Origin of the sequence: Streptomyces sp. NPDC093149, from assembly GCF_044754145.1 — a bacterium.
In the GTDB taxonomy this organism is placed as follows: Bacteria; Actinomycetota; Actinomycetes; order Streptomycetales; family Streptomycetaceae; genus Streptomyces.
In genome coordinates this window covers 146917-167352 of record NZ_JBIVON010000001.1, presented here as the reverse complement: position 1 = coordinate 167352, position 20436 = coordinate 146917, and the positions used below count along the sequence as shown (strand labels likewise).

The following is a 20436-nucleotide window of genomic DNA, read 5'->3' as shown; positions in this document are numbered from 1 at the left end:
CCGTACCCGCCCCGGAAACGACATCGGCCCCTGGGACCAGCTGGTCCCAGGGGCCGATACGGCAAAGCTGTGCCGGAACTACCGATCCGTCAGGATCAGAAGTCCATGTCACCGCCCGGCATGCCGCCCGGAGCGGCCGCGGCAGCCTTCTCCGGCTTGTCGGCGATGACGGCCTCGGTGGTGAGGAACAGCGCGGCGATGGACGCGGCGTTCTGCAGGGCGGAGCGCGTGACCTTCGCCGGGTCGAGAATGCCCTCGGCGATCATGTCGACGTACTCGCCGGTCGCGGCGTTCAGACCGTGGCCGACGGCCAGGTTGCGCACCTTCTCGACGACGACGCCGCCCTCAAGACCACCGTTGACGGCGATCTGCTTCAGCGGGGCCTCCAGCGCCAGCTTGATGGCGTTGGCGCCGGTCGCCTCGTCACCCGAGAGCTCCAGCTTCTCGAAGACGGCCGAGGCCTGGAGCAGAGCCACGCCACCACCGGCGACGATGCCCTCCTCGACGGCGGCCTTGGCGTTGCGCACCGCGTCCTCGATGCGGTGCTTGCGCTCCTTGAGCTCGACCTCGGTCGCGGCACCGGCCTTGATGACGGCCACGCCGCCGGCCAGCTTCGCGAGGCGCTCCTGGAGCTTCTCGCGGTCGTAGTCCGAGTCGGAGTTCTCGATCTCGGCGCGGATCTGGTTGACGCGACCCTGGACCTGGTCGCTGTCACCGGCACCGTCGACGATCGTGGTCTCGTCCTTGGTGATGACGACCTTGCGGGCACGGCCGAGCAGGTCGAGACCGGCGTTCTCCAGCTTGAGGCCGACCTCCTCGGAGATGACGGTGCCACCGGTGAGGATGGCGATGTCGCCGAGCATGGCCTTGCGGCGGTCACCGAAGCCCGGGGCCTTGACGGCGACGGACTTGAAGGTGCCACGGATCTTGTTGACGACCAGGGTCGACAGGGCCTCGCCCTCGACGTCCTCGGCGATGATCAGCAGCGGCTTGCCGGACTGCATGACCTTCTCCAGCAGCGGAAGGAGGTCCTTCACGTTGCTGACCTTGGAGTTCACGATCAGGATGTACGGGTCGTCGAGGGACGACTCCATGCGCTCCATGTCGGTGGCGAAGTACGCCGAGATGTAGCCCTTGTCAAAGCGCATACCCTCGGTGAGCTCCAGCTCCAGACCGAAGGTCTGGGACTCCTCGACGGTGATGACGCCTTCCTTGCCGACCTTGTCCATGGCCTCGGCGATGAGCTCGCCGATCTGGGTGTCGGCGGCGGAGATGGAGGCGGTCGAAGCGATCTGCTCCTTGGTCTCCACGTCCTTGGCCTGCTCCAGGAGGGCGGCGGAGACGGCCTCGACGGCCTTCTCGATACCCCGCTTGAGGGCCATCGGGTTGGCACCCGCGGCAACGTTGCGCAGGCCCTCGCGGACGAGAGCCTGGGCGAGAACGGTGGCGGTGGTCGTACCGTCGCCGGCGACGTCGTCCGTCTTCTTGGCGACCTCCTTGACCAGCTCCGCACCGATCTTCTCGTACGGGTCCTCCAGCTCGATCTCCTTGGCGATGGAAACACCATCGTTGGTGATCGTGGGGGCGCCCCACTTCTTCTCGAGGACGACGTTGCGACCCTTGGGGCCAAGGGTGACCTTGACGGCGTCGGCGAGCTGGTTCATGCCGCGCTCGAGACCGCGCCGGGCCTCCTCGTCGAACGCGATGATCTTGGCCATGTGAAGTGGTCCTCCCGGACAGGGGTGGATTGCTCCGGACCGAGTGGCGCCCGCGACGGACGGCCTGCGTGACCGGTGGTTCCTTGCCCCACCGGACGTGCGGGCCTCACCGGCCCGGTCCAAGTTCTGTCACTCTCACCTGGAGAGTGCTAACGCCAATGATTAGCACTCGACCCCCGAGAGTGCAAGCGTCCCCCTCCGGATGTGGACAAGGACGACTCCGCACGGCGGGCCCGGACGCGAAGGCACGGCGGGCCGGAACGCGGACGCGCGGAGGCCTTGGACACGGACGCGCGGAGGGCCTGGACGCGGACGCGCGGAGGGCCCGTACCCCTGGGGTACGGGCCCTCCGCGCGTGAGTGGTGTCCGTTGGCCGACCGCGTCGAGCTCAGCCGACGGCGAGCTTGACCATGTCCGCCTGCGGCCCCTTCTGGCCCTGCGAGATCTCGAACTCAACTCGCTGACCCTCTTCAAGGGTGCGGTACCCGTCCATCTGGATCGCGCTGTAGTGGACGAAAACATCCGCACCACCGTCGACCGCGATGAAGCCGTACCCCTTCTCCGCGTTGAACCACTTGACGGTGCCCTGAGCCATGCCTAACTCCCCTATTACTGGCCCTTGCGCAGGACCGCACTTCGCGGGCCCGGGTCAGAACTCACCCTCCGACAGGAGAGGGTGCGTGCGCCGGAACGCGTCGACCGCGGCTGAATGTATCTGCCCAACTGCCCTCTGCAACAGGTCAATCGGACGAGAATTCTGGGCAGCACCGAACACCCGAATATGCGGAATTCATGGGATTCCCGGGCAAGTCGGGCCGGGCAAACGTGACTTATGACGCAAGGAGATCCGACACTTTGGCTGCATCTTGTCGCGACCAGGCGCATTCTCATATGCGGGCGGCACGGGCGGCTGGGGGGACTTCCCACACTGTACCGCGCTCAACCATGCAGAATTGCCCCCTCCGCTTCTCTCGCAGAGGGGGCAATTCCCATAACGCTGTGCAGTCGGGCGCAGGATCAGCAGCCGCCCGCGACGGCCGGGATGATCGAGATTCCGGCGCCGTCCGGCGTCGCCGTCTCCAGACCGCCCTCGAAGCGCACGTCGTCGTCGTTGACGTACACGTTCACGAAGCGGCGCAGCTTGCCCTGGTCGTCCAGGACGCGGGCGGCGATGCCCGGGTGGTTCCGCTCCAGGGACTCGATGACCTGGGAGAGGGTCGAGCCCTCGGCCGGGACCTCGGCCTGGCCGCCCGTGTAGGTGCGGAGGATGGTAGGGATGCGGACCTTGACGCTCATGGCGGGTGCCTTCCTTCGGTCTCGGGTGGTCAGCTGGTGGCGAGGCCGGCGGCGCGGAACGCGTCCAGGCTCGGCCGGATCGTCGCGGTCGCCTGCGAGGTGGCGGCCACCGCGTCCAGGGTCTTGAGGCCGTCGCCGGTGTTGAGGACGACGGTGGTCAGCGTCGGGTCGAGCAGACCGGCTTCGATCAGCTTCTTCGTCACGCCGACCGTCACCCCGCCGGCCGTCTCCGCGAAGATGCCCTCGGTGCGTGCCAGCAGCTTGATCGCGTCGACGACCTGCTCGTCGTCGACGTCCTCGACCGCGCCGCCGGTGCGCCGCGCGATGTCCAGGACGTACGGGCCGTCGGCCGGGTTGCCGATCGCCAGGGACTTGGCGATGGTGTTCGGCTTCTGGGGCCGCACGACGTCGTGACCGGCCTTGAAGGCGGTGGAGACCGGGGAGCAGCCCTCGGCCTGGGCGCCGAAGATCTTGTACGGCTTGTCCTCGACGAGTCCGAGCCTGATCAGCTCCTGCAGCCCCTTGTCGATCTTCGTGAGCTGCGATCCGGACGCGATCGGGATGACGATCTGGTCGGGCAGCCGCCAGCCGAGCTGCTCGCAGATCTCGTACGCCAGGGTCTTGGAGCCCTCGCCGTAGTACGGGCGCAGGTTGACGTTGACGAAGCCCCAGCCCTCGCCGAGCGGGTCGCCGATGAGCTCCGAGCAGAAGCGGTTGACGTCGTCGTAGTTGCCCTCGATGCCGACCAGCTCGCCGCCGTACACCGCGGCCATGACGACCTTGCCCTGCTCCAGGTCGTGCGGGATGAAGACGCAGGAGCGGAAGCCGGCGCGGGCGGCGGCGGCACCCACCGCACCGGCGAGGTTCCCGGTGGAGGAGCAGGAGAGGGTGGTGAAACCGAAGGCGCGGGCGGCCTCGACGGCGATGGCGACGACGCGGTCCTTGAAGGAGTGCGTCGGGTTGCCGGAGTCGTCCTTGACGTACAGGCCACCGGTGACGCCCAGCTCGCGGGCGAGGTTGTCGGCCTTGACCAGCTTGGTGAAGCCGGGGTTGATGTTGGGCTTGTCCGCGACATCGGCGGGGACCGGCAGCAGCGGCGCGTAGCGCCAGATGTTGTCGGGCCCGGCCTCGATGCGCTTCTTCAGCTCGTCGGGAGAGCCGCTCGGCAGGTCGTACGCCACTTCGAGCGGCCCGAAACAGGACGCGCAGGCGAAAATGGGGCCGAGTTCGAAACGCTCGCCGCACTCGCGGCAGGAAAGCGCCGCGGCGGGGCCGAGGTCGACGGCGTCGGTGGAAGAATTGGTGCTTACTGCAACGGTCTGCGCAGCCATGGAGGCGAGGCCCTTTCTCCTCATCTTCCTCGCGGCGCGTTTCGCCACGAGACGGAATTGGCACCTTCCCCACCTGACCTCGCGGTCGGCAGGAGGGTTGCCGGGACTTCAACGGGCCGTTCCCTCAGTCCCTCTGGATGAGCGCTGTGGCACTGGATCTCCGATCCAGGCATTTATTGGCGGACCGACCCCGACATGCGACGGCCGTCCGCGTTGTTCAAGACTGTAACCGAAGCACCGGACAGTTGAGATAGTCGTCCGAACCGCGAGATGGATCACATACAGGGAGTATCGACCGTGCTGGAAGAGGTCGAAAGCTGGCTGGCCAGGCGCTCCTGGTCGGCCGCCGACCGCCCGCTGGACCGGCTCCTCGCCGCCAAGGCCCGGGACCCGCGTCGCGGGAGCGTGAGCGTCGTGCTGCCCGCGCTGAACGAGGAGGCGACGGTCGGCGAGATAGTCACGGCGATCCGGCGCGAGCTGATGGAGAAGGTCCGGCTGGTCGACGAGCTCGTGGTGATCGATTCCGGTTCCACGGACGCCACGGCGAAGGTGGCCCGGGAGGCCGGTGCGCGGGTGGTGCACCGCGACGACATACTCCCGCGGATACCGGCCGTGCCCGGCAAGGGCGAAGTGCTGTGGCGGTCGCTCCTGGTGACCGGCGGTGACATCGTCTGCTTCGTCGACGCCGATCTGAAGGAATTCTCGGCCGACTTCGTCTCCGGCATCGTCGGCCCGCTGCTGACCGACCCGGACGTGCGGTTCGTCAAGGCGATGTACGACCGCCCGCTCGGTGACACGGCGGGGCAGGGCGGACGGGTCACCGAGCTGGTGGCGCGTCCGCTGCTCAATCTGCACTGGCCGCAGCTGGCCGGCTTCGTCCAGCCGCTGGGCGGCGAGTACGCGGCGCGCCGCTCGCTCCTCGAACAGCTGCCCTTCCCCGTCGGTTACGGGGTGGAACTGGGCCTCCTGGTCGACGCGCTGCACACCGTGGGCCTGGACGCGCTGGCCCAGGTGGACGTGGGGGTCCGCAAGCACCGCCACCAGGACGGGCAGGCGCTCGGCCGGATGGCGGCGGCGATCTACCGGACCGCCCAGCTCCGGCTGTCCCGCGGCCACTTGGTGCGGCCTTCGCTCACCCAGTTCGAGCGCGGCGAGGACGGCTTCGTACCGCGCACCCATCCGGTGGACACCGAGGAGCGCCCGCCGATGCGCGAGATCGAGGAGTACGTTTCGCGCCGCGCGGCCTGACGTCGCCTGACTTCGCACGTTTGGGTGGTTCGTGATCGGGCTAGATTCCGCAACATGGTCTCCGAGCACGAAGCCCAGTCCGCCGCCCGGCCCGCCGCCCGGCTCCCTGCCGAGCCTTCGGACCGGCCGCCCGCCGAGCCCTGTGAGCAGGTTCTCGTCGCGTCCAACCGCGGCCCGGTGTCGTACACCCTGGCCACGGACGGATCGCTCGACGCGAAGCGGGGCGGCGGCGGGCTCGTATCCGGGCTGAGCGCCGTGAAGGACAAGCTGTGGGTGTGCGCCGCACTCAGCGACGGGGACCGGGAGGCGGTCCGGCGCGGGGTCGGTGAGCAGGGCGTCCGCATGCTCGACATCGACGCCGCCGTGCACGCGGACGCGTACAACGGCATCGCGAACTCGGTGCTCTGGTTCGTCCATCACATGCTGTACCAGACCCCGCTGGAACCGGTCTTCGACGCGGAGTTCCGGCGTCAGTGGGCATCGTTCGAGACCTACAACCGGGCCTTCGCCGTGGCGCTCGCCGAGGGGGCGGGCCCGGGCGCGGCCGTGCTGGTGCAGGACTACCACCTGGCGCTGGTGCCCGGCATGCTCCGTGAGCTCCGCCCCGACCTGCGGATCGGCCACTTCTCGCACACCCCGTGGGCGCCCGTCGACTACTTCCGTCTGCTCCCCGACGACATCGCCGAGCAGCTGCTGCACGGCATCCTGGGCGCGGACCGGGCGGCCTTCCTGACCCGGCGCTGGGCGGACGCGTTCATCGGCTGCTGCACGGAGATCCTGGGCGGCACCGGCCGGACCAGGGTCGGGGTGCACGGGCTGGGCGCGGACGCGGAGTTCCTGCGCCGGCGCGCGCACGAGGCCGATGTGGACGAGCGGATGGCCGCGCTGCGGGAGCAGGTCGGCCCCGGGCGGAGGACGATCGTACGAGTGGACCGAACGGAACTGTCCAAGAACATCGTGCGCGGCCTGTTCGCCTACCGCGCGCTCCTCGAAGAGCGGCCCGAATGGCGCGAGCGCGTCGTCCATGTCGCCTTCGCCTACCCCTCGCGGCAGGACCTGGCGGTGTACCGCGAGTACACGGCCGAGGTGCAGCGGGTCGCCGACGAGATCAACGCCGTGTACGGCACCGCGGGGTGGACCCCGGTCGTGCTCCACGTCAAGGACGACTTCGCCCGCTCGCTCGCCGCCTACCGGCTGGCCGACGTGGCGCTCGTCAACCCGATCCGCGACGGCATGAACCTGGTCGCCAAGGAGGTCCCGGTCGTCTCCGACCACGGCTGCGCGCTGGTGCTGTCGCGGGAGGCGGGGGCGTACGAGGAGCTGGGCAGCGACGCGGTCGTGGTGAACCCGTACGACGTGTCCGCGACGGCCGCCGCGCTGCACGAGGCGCTGACGATGGCGGACGACGAACGGGCCGCGCGCACGGAGCGGCTGGCCGCGGCGGCGGTGGCGCTGCCGCCGCAGCAGTGGTTCCTGGACCAGCTGGACGCGCTGCGGCGGGATGCTTGAGAACGAACCCGTCCGGCGTTCGACGAACCCGTCCGGCGTTCGAGGACACGGCGGGGCCGCCGTCGGGTCTCGCGCTGATCCGACGCGGCTCGATGCGAGTGTCCCGGCCCACCCCCGTGCACGGCCGGGACACTTCCTGCGTCGGTCAGGGAACGACGTAGAGCTTCTTGGGCCAGCCCGTACGGTCCAGCCGCGAGAACAGGTCCTTGATGTCCCGCGGATTCAGCTTGATGCAGCCGTTGGAGAAGTAATCGTTGGGGTTACGGTCGGTCCACTTCTCGGACTCGATCGTTCCCTGCTGCCCGTTCGGCTTCATCTCGCTGTGTATGAACAGCTCGGTGCGCTTGGTGCGTCCGTTCTTGCAGACCTTGTCCGACAGCTTGATCACGAAGCCGTTGATGATGCCGTCGAAGTTCTTGCGGTGCCATTGGACTGCGTACGGGTGCCGGGCGTCGGCGTCGGGCAGCCACCCCCTGCCGACCGTGCACTCGTTCGTGACCTGCCCGGAGCCGGCCTTCCACCGCTTGATCACCTTGTCGCGTCCGGGCACCCGCTTCACCAGTTCCAGACGGGAGTCGGTGACCGTCCCCTTGTTGAAACGCAGGTAGTAGGTGTCGGTGACAGCGGCCGATGCGCCGGTCTCCTCCCGCGCCTGCGCCGACGGCGTCAGCGTCGCGCTCAGTCCTGCGGCGAGGACAGTGGCGAGGGCGAACGGTACGACGCGTGTATTCAGGTTCACTGGATCCCTCCGTGTGGGCCATTGGTCGTGGAAGCGTTCATCCACCGCGTCAGCTCGACCTCGGTGGAGAAGGCTTCGTGCGGATGAGGCGTTGCTCAGGCGTCGCGGTGCCGGAACGGCCGGCCACCGGTCGTCGGCCTGTGCGCCTCGCCTGCTTCGACCGCAATCCTGCTGACGCCCGGCAGGCCGGGCCAGCCTTTTCGGTCCTGGCCGAAGCGCCTGCCCAAGACCCCCGGTGATCTCCGCCGAAACGGGTGATTTCCGGAACTCGCCATGTGGAACCGGGACTTGAAGGCTGCTTGCGACCGCCCGGAGAAGAAGAAGACTGGGTGGTCCGAGGACGGGCAAGTGGAAGGTTCTCCATGCTGCGCATTCACTTCACATCGGAAGATCTCGCCAGGACGAGAGTCCTGACCACCTGGGGCCCGCTCGGGGAGACGTTCCTCAGCCTGACGACCCTGCGGCAGAGCAACACCGAGGCGCTGTTCGGGGGATGGCGCCAACGCGTGTCCCGCGCATCGGAAGCACCCGCTCACCCTGCCTCGGGGCTCTTCTGCGGTGGGGCCCTGGACCTGTTCACCGTCACCGGGCCCGCCCAGTCGTTGGAGGAAGGCCTGGAAGCCCTCGGGGCCGCCCGCCCGGACCACGTGCAGAACGAACTGGCAGGGGCTTTCGCCGCCCTCGCCCCCTACGCCGGGCGCACCGCCCCCTGGGCCGGAACGTCGTGGTCGGACCTCGCCCACGACCGTGCCGCCCGTCAGGAACTGGTGCGCTTTCTCCACGGCTATCACCGCGTCGCCGTGGCCCCCCACTGGTCACGCATACGGTCACGGCTTCAGTCGGAACAGACCAGCCACGCCCGCGTCCTCGCGAGTTCCGGTGTCGAGGCCATGCTCGCGGGACTGCCGCCGGGCTTCCGCTGGAGCTCCCCGGTACTGGAGATCGGACGCGGCGCGCTGACCGGGGAGGTCACCCTGGGCGGCCGAGGCCTCACGCTGGTGCCTTCCGCCTTCTGCCGCACACGTCCCATCGCTTACAGCAGCGCGGCGGACGACCAGGCCCCGCTCGTACTGTTCGTCCCTGTCATCCGTAGCGTTTCCGACTCCGCCGACATGCTCACCGGGCCAGGAAGCGGAACCCACCGCGCTCTGGCCGCTCTCCTCGGACGGACCCGCGCCCAAGCACTCGACGCCATCGGCCAAACCCCCTGTACCACCGGACAACTCGCCGAACTCCTGTCGGTCTCCCCGGCCACCTCCAGCGAGCACGCCACCGTGCTACGACAGTCCGGACTCATCTCCACCACCCGCCACGGCAGCACCGTCGTGCACGCGGTGACCCCCCTCGGTTCCGCCATGCTGAACGGCCGTCCGGACCCTGCAGGTCCGGCCTGACCCGAACGGAAGAACCTGGTGCTGTGGCCGAAGAGTTCACCGGCCCGGCAAGCCCTGCAGGCCACGGCCCTAGAGGTGCCGCGCCAGAACCGAGAGGAATTCGACGACGCCCTCCGGGCCGTTCAGCAGCAGGTCGGCGCGCTCGGCCAGGTCGGGGACCTCCGCGCTGCCGCTGCAGACCAGCAGGCCCGGGATGCCGTCGGGGCCCTCGGTGCGGAGCTTCTCCACGGCGGCGTACGCGGCGAGATCGCCCAGGTCGTCGCCCGCGTACAGGACGGACTCGGCGTCCATCTCCCGTACGTACTGGGCGAGCGCCACGCCCTTGTCCATGCCCAGCGGGCGCAGCTCCAGGACCAGGCGGCCCGGTTCGACGATCAGCCCGTGCCGGGCGGCGAGCTCGCCGAGGGGCTCGCGCAGGGCCTCGAACGCGGCCGATGGGTCGGCGGCGCGGCGGGTGTGGACGGCGAGGGCCTGCCCCTTCTCCTCGATCCAGGTGCCGTGCCAGGAGTCGAACCGGTCGAGCACGCCGGGGAGTTCGGCGCGGACCGCGGCCACACCGGGGTGCGGGGCGGGGGCGTGGACGGTGCCGGAGACGGCGTCCCAGCGTTCGGCGCCGTAGTGGCCGAGGACGACGAGGTGGTCCAGTCCTCGCACTCCGGCGAAGCCGCCGTACCGGACCGCGACGCCGGCCGGGCGGCCGGTGATCACGGCGATGGAGGCCACTTTCGGGGCGAGCGCGACGAGCGCGTCGACGGCGCCGGGGTGGGCGCGGGCCTGGTCCGGGTCGGGGACGATGTCGGCGAGGGTCCCGTCGAAATCGAGCGCGACGACGGCACGGTCCGGACGCGCGAGGATCGCGGCCAGGGCTTCTCGGCCGGGTGGGGTGGCGGGGGTCGGGAGCTCGGACGGGATCTCGCTCGGCGCGGGTGCGTGCGGGTTGCTGCCCATGGGGCCGAGCCTATAGGCGTACCACCCGGCACAGCCATGGGCGACGTGGCATACGGACGGCGTCCGCGGCGTGACGGACCGCGTCGCGGACGGCTGCCGCGGACGCGTGCCGCATCGAACCGGCGAGCCGTCCCGGACCGTTGCGGGGCGCCCGCGGCCGGCCGGGAGGGACCGGCGGCTTCAGCGGCGCCCTCGCCGTGCCTGCCGGACCCGGCGCAGGCGGTTCACCGTCACCGGGTCCTCCTCCAGCGCGCGGCGGTCGTCGAGCAGGGCGTTCAGCAGCTGGTAGTAGCGCGTGGGCGAGATGCCGAGCCGCTCGCGGATCGCGCGGTCCTTCGCCCCGGGGCCGGCCCACGACTGCCGCTCGACGGCGAGCACGGCGCGGTCCCGGTCGGAGAGTCCGGCGGGGCCGTTCGTGTCGTCGGTGCCGTTCGTGGGGGTGGTCATATCAGCCAACATATCGCCCGGCCGGAGGGCCGCCACCGGGTCGTCACTCCGCGTGCTCGGCCGCCGCCGATTCCCGCGCGATCCGCCCCAGCACGCTCTCGGGGCTGCCGTTGGGCTCGACCGCCCTGCCGATGTTCTCCTTGATCGACTCGCTGGCACGGGCCCAGGACGTCTTGCCGTACGGGTAGAACTCCGCGTTCGGCAGCGCGGCCAGGAACTTCCGCAGCGGCTTGTACCGGGGGTCGGACTCCATCGCCGCGGAGGCGCTGTCGGTGACCGGCAGCAGGCCGTACTCGTCGGCGAAGTCGATGACGTTCTTGTCGGTGAACAGATAGTCGAAGAACTTGCCCAGCTGCACCCGGTGGCCGCGCTGCTTGAATCCCATGATCCAGTCGGCGACGCCCATCGAGCCCTTGGTGGGGCCGCCGACACCGGGCAGCGGCACCATGCCGACGGAGACGCCCTTCTTCTCGGCCTCCTGCATCAGGGTCGGATGACCGTTCAGCATGCCGACCTCGCCGCGCGTGAACGCGGCGAACGCCTTGGCCCGGTCGAGCCTGCCGGGGGCCACGGGGCCGACGAGGCCCTTGTCGACCAGGTTCGTCTTCAGCCAGTCGAAGGTCCTGACGTTCTCGGCCGAGTCGATCTCGTACGAGCCCGCGTCGTCGATGTAGCCGCCGCCCCCGCTCAGCAGCCACATCATGGTCTCGCCCTGGGCCTCCTCCGGACCGAGCGGCAGCGCGAACGGGTATGTCACACCGCGCTGTTCGAGCACCGTCGCGTCGTCGCGTATGTCGTTCCAGGTCCGCGGGGCGGCCAGGCCCGCCTGGGCGAAGAGCTTCTTGTTGTAGAAGAGCAACCGGGTGCTGGCGACGAACGGCAGCCCGTACTGGGTGCGGTTCACGCTGCCCGCGTCGGCCAGGCGCGGCAGGAAGTTGGCCTGGGCGGTGATGTTCAGCAGTTCGTCGGCCCGGTAGAGCCTGCCCGCCTCGGCGTAGTCGGCGTACGAGGCGATCTGGGCGATGTCGGGGGCCTGTCCCCGCTTCACCATCCCGGCGACCTCGCGGTCGACGTCCTTCCACGAATAGACGCTGACCTCGACCTTGATGCCGGGGTGGGACGCCTCGAAACCCTTCACGAGTGCGGCCCAGTACTTCTTGGAACTGTTGGCCGCGCTGTTGCCGTAGTCGGCCGCGACGAGCCTGAGGGTGACGTCCCCCGAGCCGCCGCTCCCGCCGCCGCATCCCGTCAACGTCGCCGTCAACGCCAGCGCGGCCCCGGCCGCGATCAGTCCCAAGTAGCGCCGCTGCACAGCCCAGTCCGTCCTCGTGGGGGCCTTCGAATGAGCTGTGATCCTCCCCCGAGCGATCGCCGAAGGTCTACGCCAGAGCGGTATCGCTTTGACAACACCACCGAATCCACGAGCCGTTGCCGCGCGGGGGCATTGCCCTTGACCTGCGCCGACTGCTAAGCAGGTTGCGGCGCAAGGCTCTTCGAGGGCCGGGTCTTCCCTCCATCGCCGTACCGCAGCGCCCTCCCCGTCACCGTTCCACGCCGCAAGGAGCCGTCGAGCATGTCGCGTACCGCATCGGAAATTGCCACCCAGCCCGACTGCTGGCGGCGTGCCGCGGAGGCCGGGGCGGTGTTCGACGGGCTGCCGCGTCCGGGCGAGCGGGTCGCCGTCACCGGGTGCGGCACCTCCTGGTTCATGGCCATCGCGTACGCGGCGTTGCGCGAGGCGGCCGGGCAGGGCGAGACGGACGCGTACCCCTCGTCGGAGTTCCCGGCCGGGCGGCCGTACGACCGGGTCGTGGCGATCACCCGCTCCGGCACGACGACCGAGGTGCTGGAACTCCTCGCCGGGCTGCGCGGCAAGGTCACCACCGTCGCGCTGACCGCCGACCCGAGGACGCCGGTGATGGACGCCGCCGACACGGTGGCCGTACTGGACTGGGCGGACGAGGAGTCGGTCGTCCAGACCCGGTTCGCCACCACCGCGCTGGCGTTTCTGCGGGCCGGCCTGGAGGCGTCGGGTCCGCTTCCGGCCGGGGTGAAGACGGTGGCCGCCGCGGCGGTCGACGCGGAACTCGCGGTGACGGAACCGCTGGACGAGGCGGTGGTCTCGGCCGAGCAGTGGACGTTCCTGGGGCGCGGCTGGACGTACGGTCTGGCGCAGGAGGCCGGGCTGAAGATGCGCGAGGCGGCGGGCGCCTGGACGGAGTCGTACCCGGCCATGGAGTACCGCCACGGCCCGATCTCGATCACCGGACCTCACCGGGTTGCGTGGGTGTTCGGTCCGCTGCCCGAGGGGCTCGCCGGCGAGGTGGCACGGGTGGGCGGCACGCTGGTCGCGCACGCCACCGCGGACCCGATGGCCGATCTGATCCGGGCGCAGCGGCTGGCGGTGGCGCTCGCGGAGTCGAAGGGGTACGACCCGGACCGTCCGCGCAACCTCTCGCGCAGCGTGATCCTTTCGTCCTGAGTCCGCTGCTCGGGTCGCTGCGGCGACACCGCGGCGGTGATTTTGTATGTATGCGCAACAAACCGCACTAGTGGACTAGACCTATCGGGGTTCCTCGGGCGAAACTGTTTCCCGTGAAACACGTCATCGCCCTCGATGTGGGCGGCACCGGAATGAAGGCCGCACTGGTCGGGGCCGATGGCGCCCTCCTGTACGAGGCGCGGCGGGCGACCGGCAGAGAGCGCGGCCCCGATGCCGTCGTGGAGTCGATCCTCGCCTTCGCCGCGGACCTGCGGGCGTACGGCGAGGAGCACCTCGGCGAGAGCGCCGTCGCGGCCGGTGTCGCCGTGCCCGGCATCGTCGACGCGGAGAACGGGATCGCGGTCTACGCCTCGAACCTGGGCTGGCGCGACGTACCCATGCGGGACCTGCTCGGCGCGCGGCTCGGCGGTGTCCCCGTCGCGCTCGGCCACGATGTGCGCACCGGCGGGCTCGCCGAGGGCCGGATCGGCGCGGGCAAGGGAGCCGACCGCTTCCTCTTCGTACCGCTGGGCACCGGGATCGCCGGGGCCATCGGCATCGCGGGCACCATCGAGTCCGGCGCACACGGGTACGCGGGCGAGATCGGCCACATCGTGGTCCGGCCGGACGGCCCGGACTGCGGCTGCGGTCAGCGCGGCTGCCTGGAGACCCTGGCGTCCGCCTCCGCGGTGACCCGCGCCTGGGCCGCCGCGTCCGGCGACCCGACGGCGGACGCCGCCGACTGCGCGAAGGCCGTCGAATCGGGCGATCCGGCGGCCGTGGAGGTCTGGCGGAACGCGGTGGACGCGCTCGCCGCCGGGCTGGTCACCGCGCTGACGCTGCTCGACCCGCGCGCCCTCATCATCGGTGGCGGGCTCGCCGAGGCCGGGGAAACCTTGTTCACACCACTCCGTGCGGCCGTCGAGGAACGTGTCACGTTCCAGAAGCTGCCCCACATCGTCCCGGCGGCCCTCGGGGACACCGCCGGATGCCTGGGCGCAGGGCTGCTCGCCTGGGATCTTCTCTCCACGGAGGTATCCGCCTGATGGCCGGACGCGCAGACAGCACAGTTCTCGCAGGTGCCCGGGTGGTGCTTCCCACCGGCACCGTCGAGGACGGCCGGGTGATCGTCGAGGGCACCCGGATCGCCGGCTCGGTACCGGAGGGCGCCCCGACCGTCGACCTGAGCGGCCACTGGGTGGTCCCGGGCTTCGTCGACATGCACAACCACGGCGGCGGCGGCGCGTCCTTCACCTCGGGCACCGTGGACGAGGTCCTCACCGGCATCCGCACCCACCGCGAGCACGGCACCACCACCCTGGTCGCCTCCACCGTCACCGGCGAGATGGACTTCCTCGCCCAGCGGGCCGGCGTCCTCTCCGAGCTGGTCGAGCAGGGCGACCTGGCCGGTATCCACTTCGAGGGACCGTTCATCTCGCCGTGCCGCAAGGGCGCACACAGCGAGGACCTGCTGCGCCACCCGGACCCGGCCGAGGTCCGCAAGCTGATGGACGCGGCGCGCGGCACCGCGAAGATGTTCACGCTCGCCACCGAACTGCCCGGCGGCATCGAGTCGGTGCGGCTGCTCGCCGAGCACGGCGTGATCGCCGCGATCGGGCACACCGACGCGACGTACGAGCAGACCGTCGAGGCGATCGACGCGGGCGCCACCGTCGCCACGCACCTGTTCAACGCGATGCCGCCGCTCGCCCACCGCGAGCCCGGTCCTATCGCCGCCCTCCTGGAGGACGAGCGGATCACCGTCGAGCTGATCAACGACGGTACGCATCTGCACCCCGCCGCCCTGGAGCTGGCGTACCACCACGCGGGCGCCCACCGCGTCGCGCTGATCACCGACGCCATGGACGCGGCCGGATTCGGCGACGGCCGGTACCAGCTCGGCCCGCTCGCGGTCGAGGTCAAGGACGGCGTCGCACGGCTGGTGGAGGGCAACTCGATCGCGGGCTCCACGCTCACCCTGGACACCGCGTTCCACCGTGCCGTGACCATCGACCGGATCCCGGTCGACGACGTCGTACAGTCCATCTCCGCCAACCCGGCACGGCTGCTCGGCGTGTACGACCGGGTCGGCTCGCTGGAGCCGGGCAAGGACGCGGACCTGGTGGTGCTGGACGCGGACTTCACGCTCAAGGGCGTCATGCGCAAGGGCGAATGGATCATCGATCCGCAGATCGGCTGATTCGACCCGTTGTCGACGGCGAACCGAATGCGTAACGAAGAGACGGCGGTTGGTCCGGAGGTCTGGGCCGACCGCCACCTCTTTGACATGATCGCCTTGGAAACAGGCAGAGAAAGCGCATTCCGTCCAAGGATTCGCGCTCCAGAGCAGGGATCGAGGGAGCGGCCGCGGTGATCCTGACGGTCACACTGAATACGGCACTCGACCTGACGTACGGCGTCCCGGAACTCGTCCCGCACGCCAGCCACCGCGTCAGCGACATGTCCGAGCGCCCCGGCGGCAAGGGCCTCAACGTGGCACGGGTGCTGTCCGCCCTCGGCCACGACACGGCGGTCACCGGATTCGCCGGGGGCACCACCGGAGCCGTACTGCGCGAGCTGCTGGCCGCACCGGCGCCACGGGACACGGATCCGGCGGCCGGCACCGGCACCGCGCCGGCCGTCGCGCCGATCACCGACGCCCTCGTCACCGTCGCCGGGAACACCCGCCGCACGATCGCCGTCGTCGACCGGGCCACCGGCGACACCACCCAGCTCAACGAACCCGGCCCGCTCGTCAGCGCCGACGAATGGGCCGCACTCCTCGGCCGCTACGAGGAGCTCCTCACCGGGGCCGACGCCGTCGCCCTCTGCGGCAGCCTGCCGCCCGGCATACACGTCGGCGCCTACGCCGAACTGGTCCGCCTGGCCCGTGCGGCGGACGTCCCGGTCCTCCTGGACACCAGTGGCGAACCCCTGCGCCGCGGTATCGCCGCCCGCCCCGACCTGATCAAGCCCAACGCGAACGAGCTCGCCCAGCTCACCGGCTCCCGCGAACCGCTGCGCGCCACCCGCGACGCCCGCCGCCGCGGTGCGCACGGCGTCGTCGCGTCCCTGGGCCCGGACGGCATGCTGGCGGTCACCCCCGACGGCGTCTGGCAGGCGTCCCCGCCCGCCAGGGTCCGGGGCAATCCGACCGGTGCGGGCGACTCCGCGGTGGCCGGACTGCTGTCCGGCCTCGTCGAGGGGCTGAGCTGGCCGGACCGGCTGCGGCGGGCGGTGGCACTGTCGACGGCGACCGTGCTCTCCCCGACGGCCGGGGACTTCGACCGCGCGGCGTACGAGGAGCTGCTGCCGCGCGTCGGCGTCGAGGAACACGCAACGGCGGCCTGAGGCCGCGCCCGTACCGAACCCGCCCGAGCGCGGGTCCGAAGAAGTAGCAAGAGGTCAGCATGCCGCTCGTCAGCACCGGTGAACTCGTCTCCGCCGCACAGGCCGAGGGACGCGGAATCGCCGCCTTCAATGTCATCACGCTGGAGCACGCGGAGGCCATCGCGGCCGGCGCCGAGCGTGCCGGGGCACCCGCCATCCTGCAGATCTCCGAGAACGCCGTGAAGTTCCACGGCGGTCGGCTCTCCGCCGTCGCCGCCGCGGCCGCCGCCGTCGCCCGCGCCTCCGACGCCCCCCTCGCCCTCCACCTCGACCACGTCGAGTCCGTGGAGCTGCTGCACCAGGCGCACACCGAGGGGTTCGGCTCGGTCATGTTCGACGCCTCCAAGCTGCCGTACGAGGAGAACGTGCGCGCCACGGCCGAGGCGGTGGCCTGGGGGCATGAGCGCGGCATCTGGATCGAGGCCGAACTCGGCAAGGTCGGCGGCAAGGAGGGCGAGGCCCCGCTCGACGCCCACGCCCCCGGCGTCCGCACCGACCCGGCCGAGGCCGCCGCGTACGTCCGCGACACCGGAGTGGACGCGCTGGCCGTCGCGGTCGGCTCCTCGCACGCCATGACCGAGCGCACCGCCGCCCTGGACCACGCCCTGATCGGTCGGCTCCGCGACGCCGTCCCGGTCCCGCTGGTGCTGCACGGCTCCAGCGGCGTCCCGGACGACGAGATCCGACAGGCCGTCGCCTCCTCCGGCATGGTCAAGATCAATGTGGGCACGGCGCTGAACACGGCGTTCACCGGCGCGGTACGGGCCTACCTGGCCGAGAACGCCACGGGCGTGGACCCGAGGAAGTACATCGCCCCGGGGCGCGAGGCGATGGCCGCGACGGTGGCGGGGTTCCTGGCCCTGATGGGCTGAGCACGGCACGCAGCGCGTTGCGCGCGCCGAACAATGGAGTTTTCTCATCCTGGCTCATCGCAGGTCGGTCGGGCTTAAACAGGTGAGTGTCTTCCGGGTGGGCGTCGCGGAGCGTCGCCACGACCGCATCAGAACTCTCCCCGTAGGCCATACATCCAACTCCCCCGAGAAGTCCGTTGTCCTCACCAAGCTGGACGAGGCCGTGACGTGGGCCAACATCGATATCGCCCGCCGTCAGGACAAGCTGCCCGTGCGCGACCTGGAACTCGCCGCAGGTTCGTGTGAGTAGATCACCAAGCGCGCCCAATGCAACCAAGGCCTACACATCCATCAGCCCCTACGACGGGTAGCCGTATGTAAAGAATCAGCCATAGATACATATGCCGAGGGTAGGTGACGCACGCGTCAAGGTCGCCAAGTATGAGGGGAACTATCCCCCTAACCAGGGAATTCCCGGGTCGGGAAGAATCGGTATGAATCGCACAAATCGACTAGGTACGGTTTCAGGCTGACACCCTTGCCGCGCCTTTACTTAAAGGTATGGATCCGTGAAAGTTATACGTGCATTCCCCACGCGGGGGAGTCATTAGATAGAAGGAATCCCATATGAGCATACTCAGGAAAAGCCTGACGATCGCGGCTGCGGCCGGTGCGTTACTGGGCGGCAGCTTTGTCACCCCGGCTGCGGCGGCTGATCCCAATACCTGTCCAAAAGGATATTTCTGCGGATGGTCGGGAACGAACAGGACTGGAACCAGGACCGTCTACTTTCAAGATCCCGGCTGCTATCCCTTCAAATCTGCCCGGTCCGTCTCGAACCAGACGTCCTATCGCATAGTGCTCTGGCACATCAGCACCGGCTGCGGCGAGGGCACCAAGCTAGTCACTCTGAAACCGGGCACCTACTCGGACAACACCGGTTCCACCGTTACGGGGGTTGAAGTCTGGGCTAATTAACCTTGCTGTTTCGGTTGAGATGAGGCGGCTTCGCCTATCACCAACTGTTGGGTGGCCGAGGTAATTTAAAAATTCTTGAACAGGGCGCGGCGTAGTCGCGGCGCGGTGGTTTGGTCCTCGGGGCGTGGGCGGACAGGGATTTGCCGGTCAGCCAGCGGGTCGGGGCAGTGCAGCGAGGTGCTGGAAATCGTGGCCAGGCGCGAGGGGCGGGAACTGCGCCGGGCGAACGAGGCCCTGTGGAGGGCCTCGGCTTTTTCGCCGCGCAGCTCGATCCGACCCGGCCCAGGTGAGGGTGCTCATCGATGAGCACCCTCACCTGGGAGTCGAGCCCGTACTCCGGGAACTGCACATCCCTTCCTCCGGTGGTACCGCGCGGAAAAGAAGCGTGCGAACGGCACCGCCGGGACGCCGAGCTGACCGTGAAAACCCGGCAGGTTCACGAGGACTCCGACACAATCTATGGCTCGCCACGCGTGCATGCCGCCTCAAGCGCGAGGGCGTTTCATGTCGGCTGCAAACGGGTCGAGCGGCTCATGCGCGAAGCCGGTCTCGCTGGTGGTCCCGCAGTACGGCCAGATCCGCAACGACCTCGCCGCCATTGGCGAGCGTCACCCCCAGATCGGTGGCGATCCGGCCCGGATCACGCCCGGTCCCGAGCGGCCGAAGCGGCCTGAGCGCGGTGGAGTGCGCAGCGGTAAGACCAGTGGCATCGGCAAGATCCGCCAGCAGCCGTGACCCGGCGTGCCCGACCACCCCCGGACCATCGGCACTAACCTAGATCTTCGGGTGCCTGTGCAGAGCCCACCGGTAGGTGAGCTGCCACAGATAGGAGCCCAGCGAGACGAAGACCTCCTTGGACACCACCGTCCGGTAGTGGGCCGCCCACCCGCGGAACGATCGGATTGATCGCCCGCAGGATAGCGAGGGTCTCCGCGCCCCTCAGGGCACGGATCTCCTTCCTCTCCCAGGTTCGGACACCAGGAGAGGCCGCAAAGCGTTCGCCCTCAGTGGGCTAACCGTTCGCAGGGGTGACTTCCAGCCAATCCAGGATCACGTCGCACTGATTCCCGTCCTGACAAGAGATGCTGATCTCGTTCTCCCCCTTGATCAGGTCGACCGGCGCCCAGGTGGTCTGCCAGTTCTTCTCCCAGTCCGGGTCCGAGGAGTGGACAAAGTTCTTGAGACCGATCGGCTGCGAGTTCGGCTTCCCGTTGACCGTCAGCGTGGCGTTGGCGTCCTTGGCAGGGATCGCATAACGCACCGTCAGCCGGTACGAACCGCTGGTCTGCATGTTCGCCCTCCACGTCACGGACGACCCGACCGCGTTGAAGCCGGTGACGTACGAGCCGTTAGGGCCTTCCGCACCCTTGATGGCCTTGTCGAGGGTGGCCGAACCGCCGAGCTTCAGCGTCGCCGCGTCCTGCTTGGGCAGCTCGGCCGGGGCCTCGGAGCTCGTGGACGGCTTGGGCTTCGGGGACTCCTGCACCTGGCTGCCGGGACCGGCGGAGGAGGTGGCCTCGTCCTTCTTCTTGTTCTTGTCGTTGCCCGTGATCAGCGCGGCGCCGATACCGATGAGGACGACCAGGACCACCGCGACCGCGCCGATCAGCAGGCCCTTGGTGTTCGGGCCGCCCTTGCCGGGGCCGCCGGTGCGGCCGCGGCCGCCCTGCTGCTGGACCTGCGCGGTGGGGGCGCCGGGGTACGTCTCCGGGGCCGCGTACTGCGCGTTCGGCTGGCCGTACGCCTGCTGGTGCGGCACCTGCTGCCCGTACTGGCGCTCGCCGACGGTACGCACTTGGTTGTACGACGTCCGGGGCACACCGGGCTGCGGAGCCACCGGAGGGTAGCCGTAACCGCCCTGCCTCGGCGGCTGGGCGCCCGCTGCCTGTCCGTCCTCGTACAGGTAGCCGAACGGATCGTCGTCCTCGGGCGTGTTTGCGCCGTTGTTCCCGGCCGTCATCCCTGGGTCACTCCTCACCATGTCGCCAGCCGTCGCCGAAAATCGCCAGCCGTGGCCGACCGGCCGAGCCTACCCCGAACGGCCCGCGCCAAGAATTGCCGTCTTGCGCCACGCAACCCCCGCCGTGCGCGGGAAAGGCGCCGCC

20 protein-coding genes, 2 pseudogenes and 1 riboswitch are annotated in these 20436 nt (G+C 69.7%); of the genes and pseudogenes, 11 read left to right on the top strand and 11 right to left on the bottom strand.

Annotation, left to right across the window (positions count from 1 at the left end; translation table 11 throughout):
* Nucleotides 1-95 precede the first annotated feature (95 nt).
* The 4 genes from groL to thrC form a co-directional block, all read right to left on the bottom strand.
* Nucleotides 96-1718, bottom strand: a complete 1623-nt coding sequence (gene groL / locus ACIQCZ_RS00865) for a chaperonin GroEL (RefSeq protein ID WP_402278435.1) — start codon at nucleotides 1716-1718, stop codon at nucleotides 96-98.
* Between the two features lie 388 nt (nucleotides 1719-2106).
* Nucleotides 2107-2313, bottom strand: a complete 207-nt coding sequence (locus ACIQCZ_RS00860; protein WP_003967346.1) for a cold-shock protein — start codon at nucleotides 2311-2313, stop codon at nucleotides 2107-2109.
* A gap of 422 nt (nucleotides 2314-2735) precedes the next feature.
* Complete coding sequence (locus ACIQCZ_RS00855) at nucleotides 2736-3014, bottom strand: MoaD/ThiS family protein (RefSeq protein ID WP_266730791.1); 279 nt, start codon at nucleotides 3012-3014, stop codon at nucleotides 2736-2738.
* Nucleotides 3015-3043: 29 nt separating this feature from the next.
* Nucleotides 3044-4345 carry a threonine synthase gene (gene thrC, locus ACIQCZ_RS00850; protein ID WP_402278432.1) on the bottom strand — a complete coding sequence of 434 codons (1302 nt, stop codon included), beginning with the start codon at nucleotides 4343-4345 and terminating at the stop codon, nucleotides 3044-3046.
* Between the two features lie 17 nt (nucleotides 4346-4362).
* Nucleotides 4363-4489, bottom strand: a riboswitch (SAM riboswitch).
* A gap of 153 nt (nucleotides 4490-4642) precedes the next feature.
* Here thrC and ACIQCZ_RS00845 point away from each other — a divergent pair.
* Nucleotides 4643-5593 carry a glucosyl-3-phosphoglycerate synthase gene (locus ACIQCZ_RS00845; RefSeq protein WP_376222686.1) on the top strand — a complete coding sequence of 317 codons (951 nt, stop codon included), beginning with the start codon at nucleotides 4643-4645 and terminating at the stop codon, nucleotides 5591-5593.
* Nucleotides 5594-5647: 54 nt separating this feature from the next.
* Entirely contained in the window at nucleotides 5648-7102 is a 1455-nt protein-coding gene (locus ACIQCZ_RS00840; RefSeq protein ID WP_402278430.1) for a trehalose-6-phosphate synthase, read from the top strand.
* 145 nt (nucleotides 7103-7247) lie between these two features.
* Here the strand turns inward: ACIQCZ_RS00840 and ACIQCZ_RS00835 are convergent, their stop codons facing one another.
* The gene (locus ACIQCZ_RS00835; protein WP_351075244.1) at nucleotides 7248-7841 is read right to left on the bottom strand and encodes a L,D-transpeptidase; all 594 of its coding nucleotides are present in this window, start codon (nucleotides 7839-7841) and stop codon (nucleotides 7248-7250) included.
* Nucleotides 7842-8203: 362 nt separating this feature from the next.
* Between ACIQCZ_RS00835 and ACIQCZ_RS00830 the strand changes: the two genes are divergently transcribed.
* Nucleotides 8204-9235 (top strand): ArsR family transcriptional regulator, encoded by a 1032-nt coding sequence (locus tag ACIQCZ_RS00830; protein ID WP_402278427.1) that lies wholly within the window; start codon nucleotides 8204-8206, stop codon nucleotides 9233-9235.
* Between the two features lie 69 nt (nucleotides 9236-9304).
* Here ACIQCZ_RS00830 and otsB read toward each other — a convergent pair whose 3' ends face one another.
* The 3 genes from otsB to ACIQCZ_RS00815 all read right to left on the bottom strand — a co-directional run bounded on the left by otsB (nucleotide 9305) and on the right by ACIQCZ_RS00815 (nucleotide 11927).
* Complete coding sequence (gene otsB, locus ACIQCZ_RS00825) at nucleotides 9305-10183, bottom strand: trehalose-phosphatase (RefSeq protein ID WP_402278425.1); 879 nt, start codon at nucleotides 10181-10183, stop codon at nucleotides 9305-9307.
* A gap of 180 nt (nucleotides 10184-10363) precedes the next feature.
* Entirely contained in the window at nucleotides 10364-10630 is a 267-nt protein-coding gene (locus ACIQCZ_RS00820) for a DUF3263 domain-containing protein (RefSeq protein WP_351075248.1), read from the bottom strand.
* A 43-nt stretch (nucleotides 10631-10673) separates the two neighbouring features.
* Nucleotides 10674-11927, bottom strand: a complete 1254-nt coding sequence (locus tag ACIQCZ_RS00815; RefSeq protein WP_402280151.1) for an extracellular solute-binding protein — start codon at nucleotides 11925-11927, stop codon at nucleotides 10674-10676.
* Nucleotides 11928-12203: 276 nt separating this feature from the next.
* On the opposite strand from ACIQCZ_RS00815, the gene ACIQCZ_RS00810 reads away from it, so the two are divergent.
* The 8 genes and pseudogenes from ACIQCZ_RS00810 to ACIQCZ_RS00775 all read left to right on the top strand — a co-directional run.
* Nucleotides 12204-13112 (top strand): sugar isomerase, encoded by a 909-nt coding sequence (locus ACIQCZ_RS00810; RefSeq protein ID WP_351075249.1) that lies wholly within the window; start codon nucleotides 12204-12206, stop codon nucleotides 13110-13112.
* A gap of 113 nt (nucleotides 13113-13225) precedes the next feature.
* Nucleotides 13226-14158: an ROK family protein gene (locus tag ACIQCZ_RS00805; protein WP_402278422.1), complete on the top strand. Its 933-nt coding sequence runs from the start codon at nucleotides 13226-13228 to the stop codon at nucleotides 14156-14158.
* The gene (nagA, locus tag ACIQCZ_RS00800) at nucleotides 14158-15312 is read left to right on the top strand and encodes an N-acetylglucosamine-6-phosphate deacetylase (protein WP_351075252.1); all 1155 of its coding nucleotides are present in this window, start codon (nucleotides 14158-14160) and stop codon (nucleotides 15310-15312) included. The genes ACIQCZ_RS00805 and nagA overlap by 1 nt, the downstream gene beginning before the upstream one ends.
* 170 nt (nucleotides 15313-15482) lie before the next feature.
* Entirely contained in the window at nucleotides 15483-16463 is a 981-nt protein-coding gene (locus ACIQCZ_RS00795; RefSeq protein ID WP_402278420.1) for a 1-phosphofructokinase family hexose kinase, read from the top strand.
* 59 nt (nucleotides 16464-16522) lie between these two features.
* Nucleotides 16523-17374, top strand: coding sequence for a ketose-bisphosphate aldolase (locus ACIQCZ_RS00790; protein ID WP_402278418.1), 852 nt, complete (start codon nucleotides 16523-16525; stop codon nucleotides 17372-17374).
* A gap of 82 nt (nucleotides 17375-17456) precedes the next feature.
* Nucleotides 17457-17663, top strand: a complete 207-nt coding sequence (locus tag ACIQCZ_RS00785) for a hypothetical protein (protein WP_402278416.1) — start codon at nucleotides 17457-17459, stop codon at nucleotides 17661-17663.
* A gap of 317 nt (nucleotides 17664-17980) precedes the next feature.
* Complete coding sequence (locus tag ACIQCZ_RS00780; RefSeq protein WP_402278414.1) at nucleotides 17981-18331, top strand: peptidase inhibitor family I36 protein; 351 nt, start codon at nucleotides 17981-17983, stop codon at nucleotides 18329-18331.
* Between the two features lie 302 nt (nucleotides 18332-18633).
* Nucleotides 18634-18828 (top strand): annotated as a pseudogene (locus ACIQCZ_RS00775) (hypothetical protein); the annotation flags it as partial.
* A gap of 61 nt (nucleotides 18829-18889) precedes the next feature.
* On the opposite strand, the pseudogene ACIQCZ_RS00770 reads toward ACIQCZ_RS00775, so the two are convergent.
* The 3 genes and pseudogenes from ACIQCZ_RS00770 to ACIQCZ_RS00760 all read right to left on the bottom strand — a co-directional run.
* Nucleotides 18890-19105 (bottom strand): annotated as a pseudogene (locus ACIQCZ_RS00770) (IS1380 family transposase); the annotation flags it as partial.
* Nucleotides 19106-19234, bottom strand: coding sequence for a group II intron maturase-specific domain-containing protein (locus ACIQCZ_RS00765; RefSeq protein ID WP_402280149.1), 129 nt, complete (start codon nucleotides 19232-19234; stop codon nucleotides 19106-19108). It lies immediately after the preceding pseudogene.
* Between the two features lie 109 nt (nucleotides 19235-19343).
* Nucleotides 19344-20291 carry a CBM35 domain-containing protein gene (locus ACIQCZ_RS00760; RefSeq protein ID WP_402278412.1) on the bottom strand — a complete coding sequence of 316 codons (948 nt, stop codon included), beginning with the start codon at nucleotides 20289-20291 and terminating at the stop codon, nucleotides 19344-19346.
* Between the last annotated feature and the right edge of the window lie 145 nt (nucleotides 20292-20436).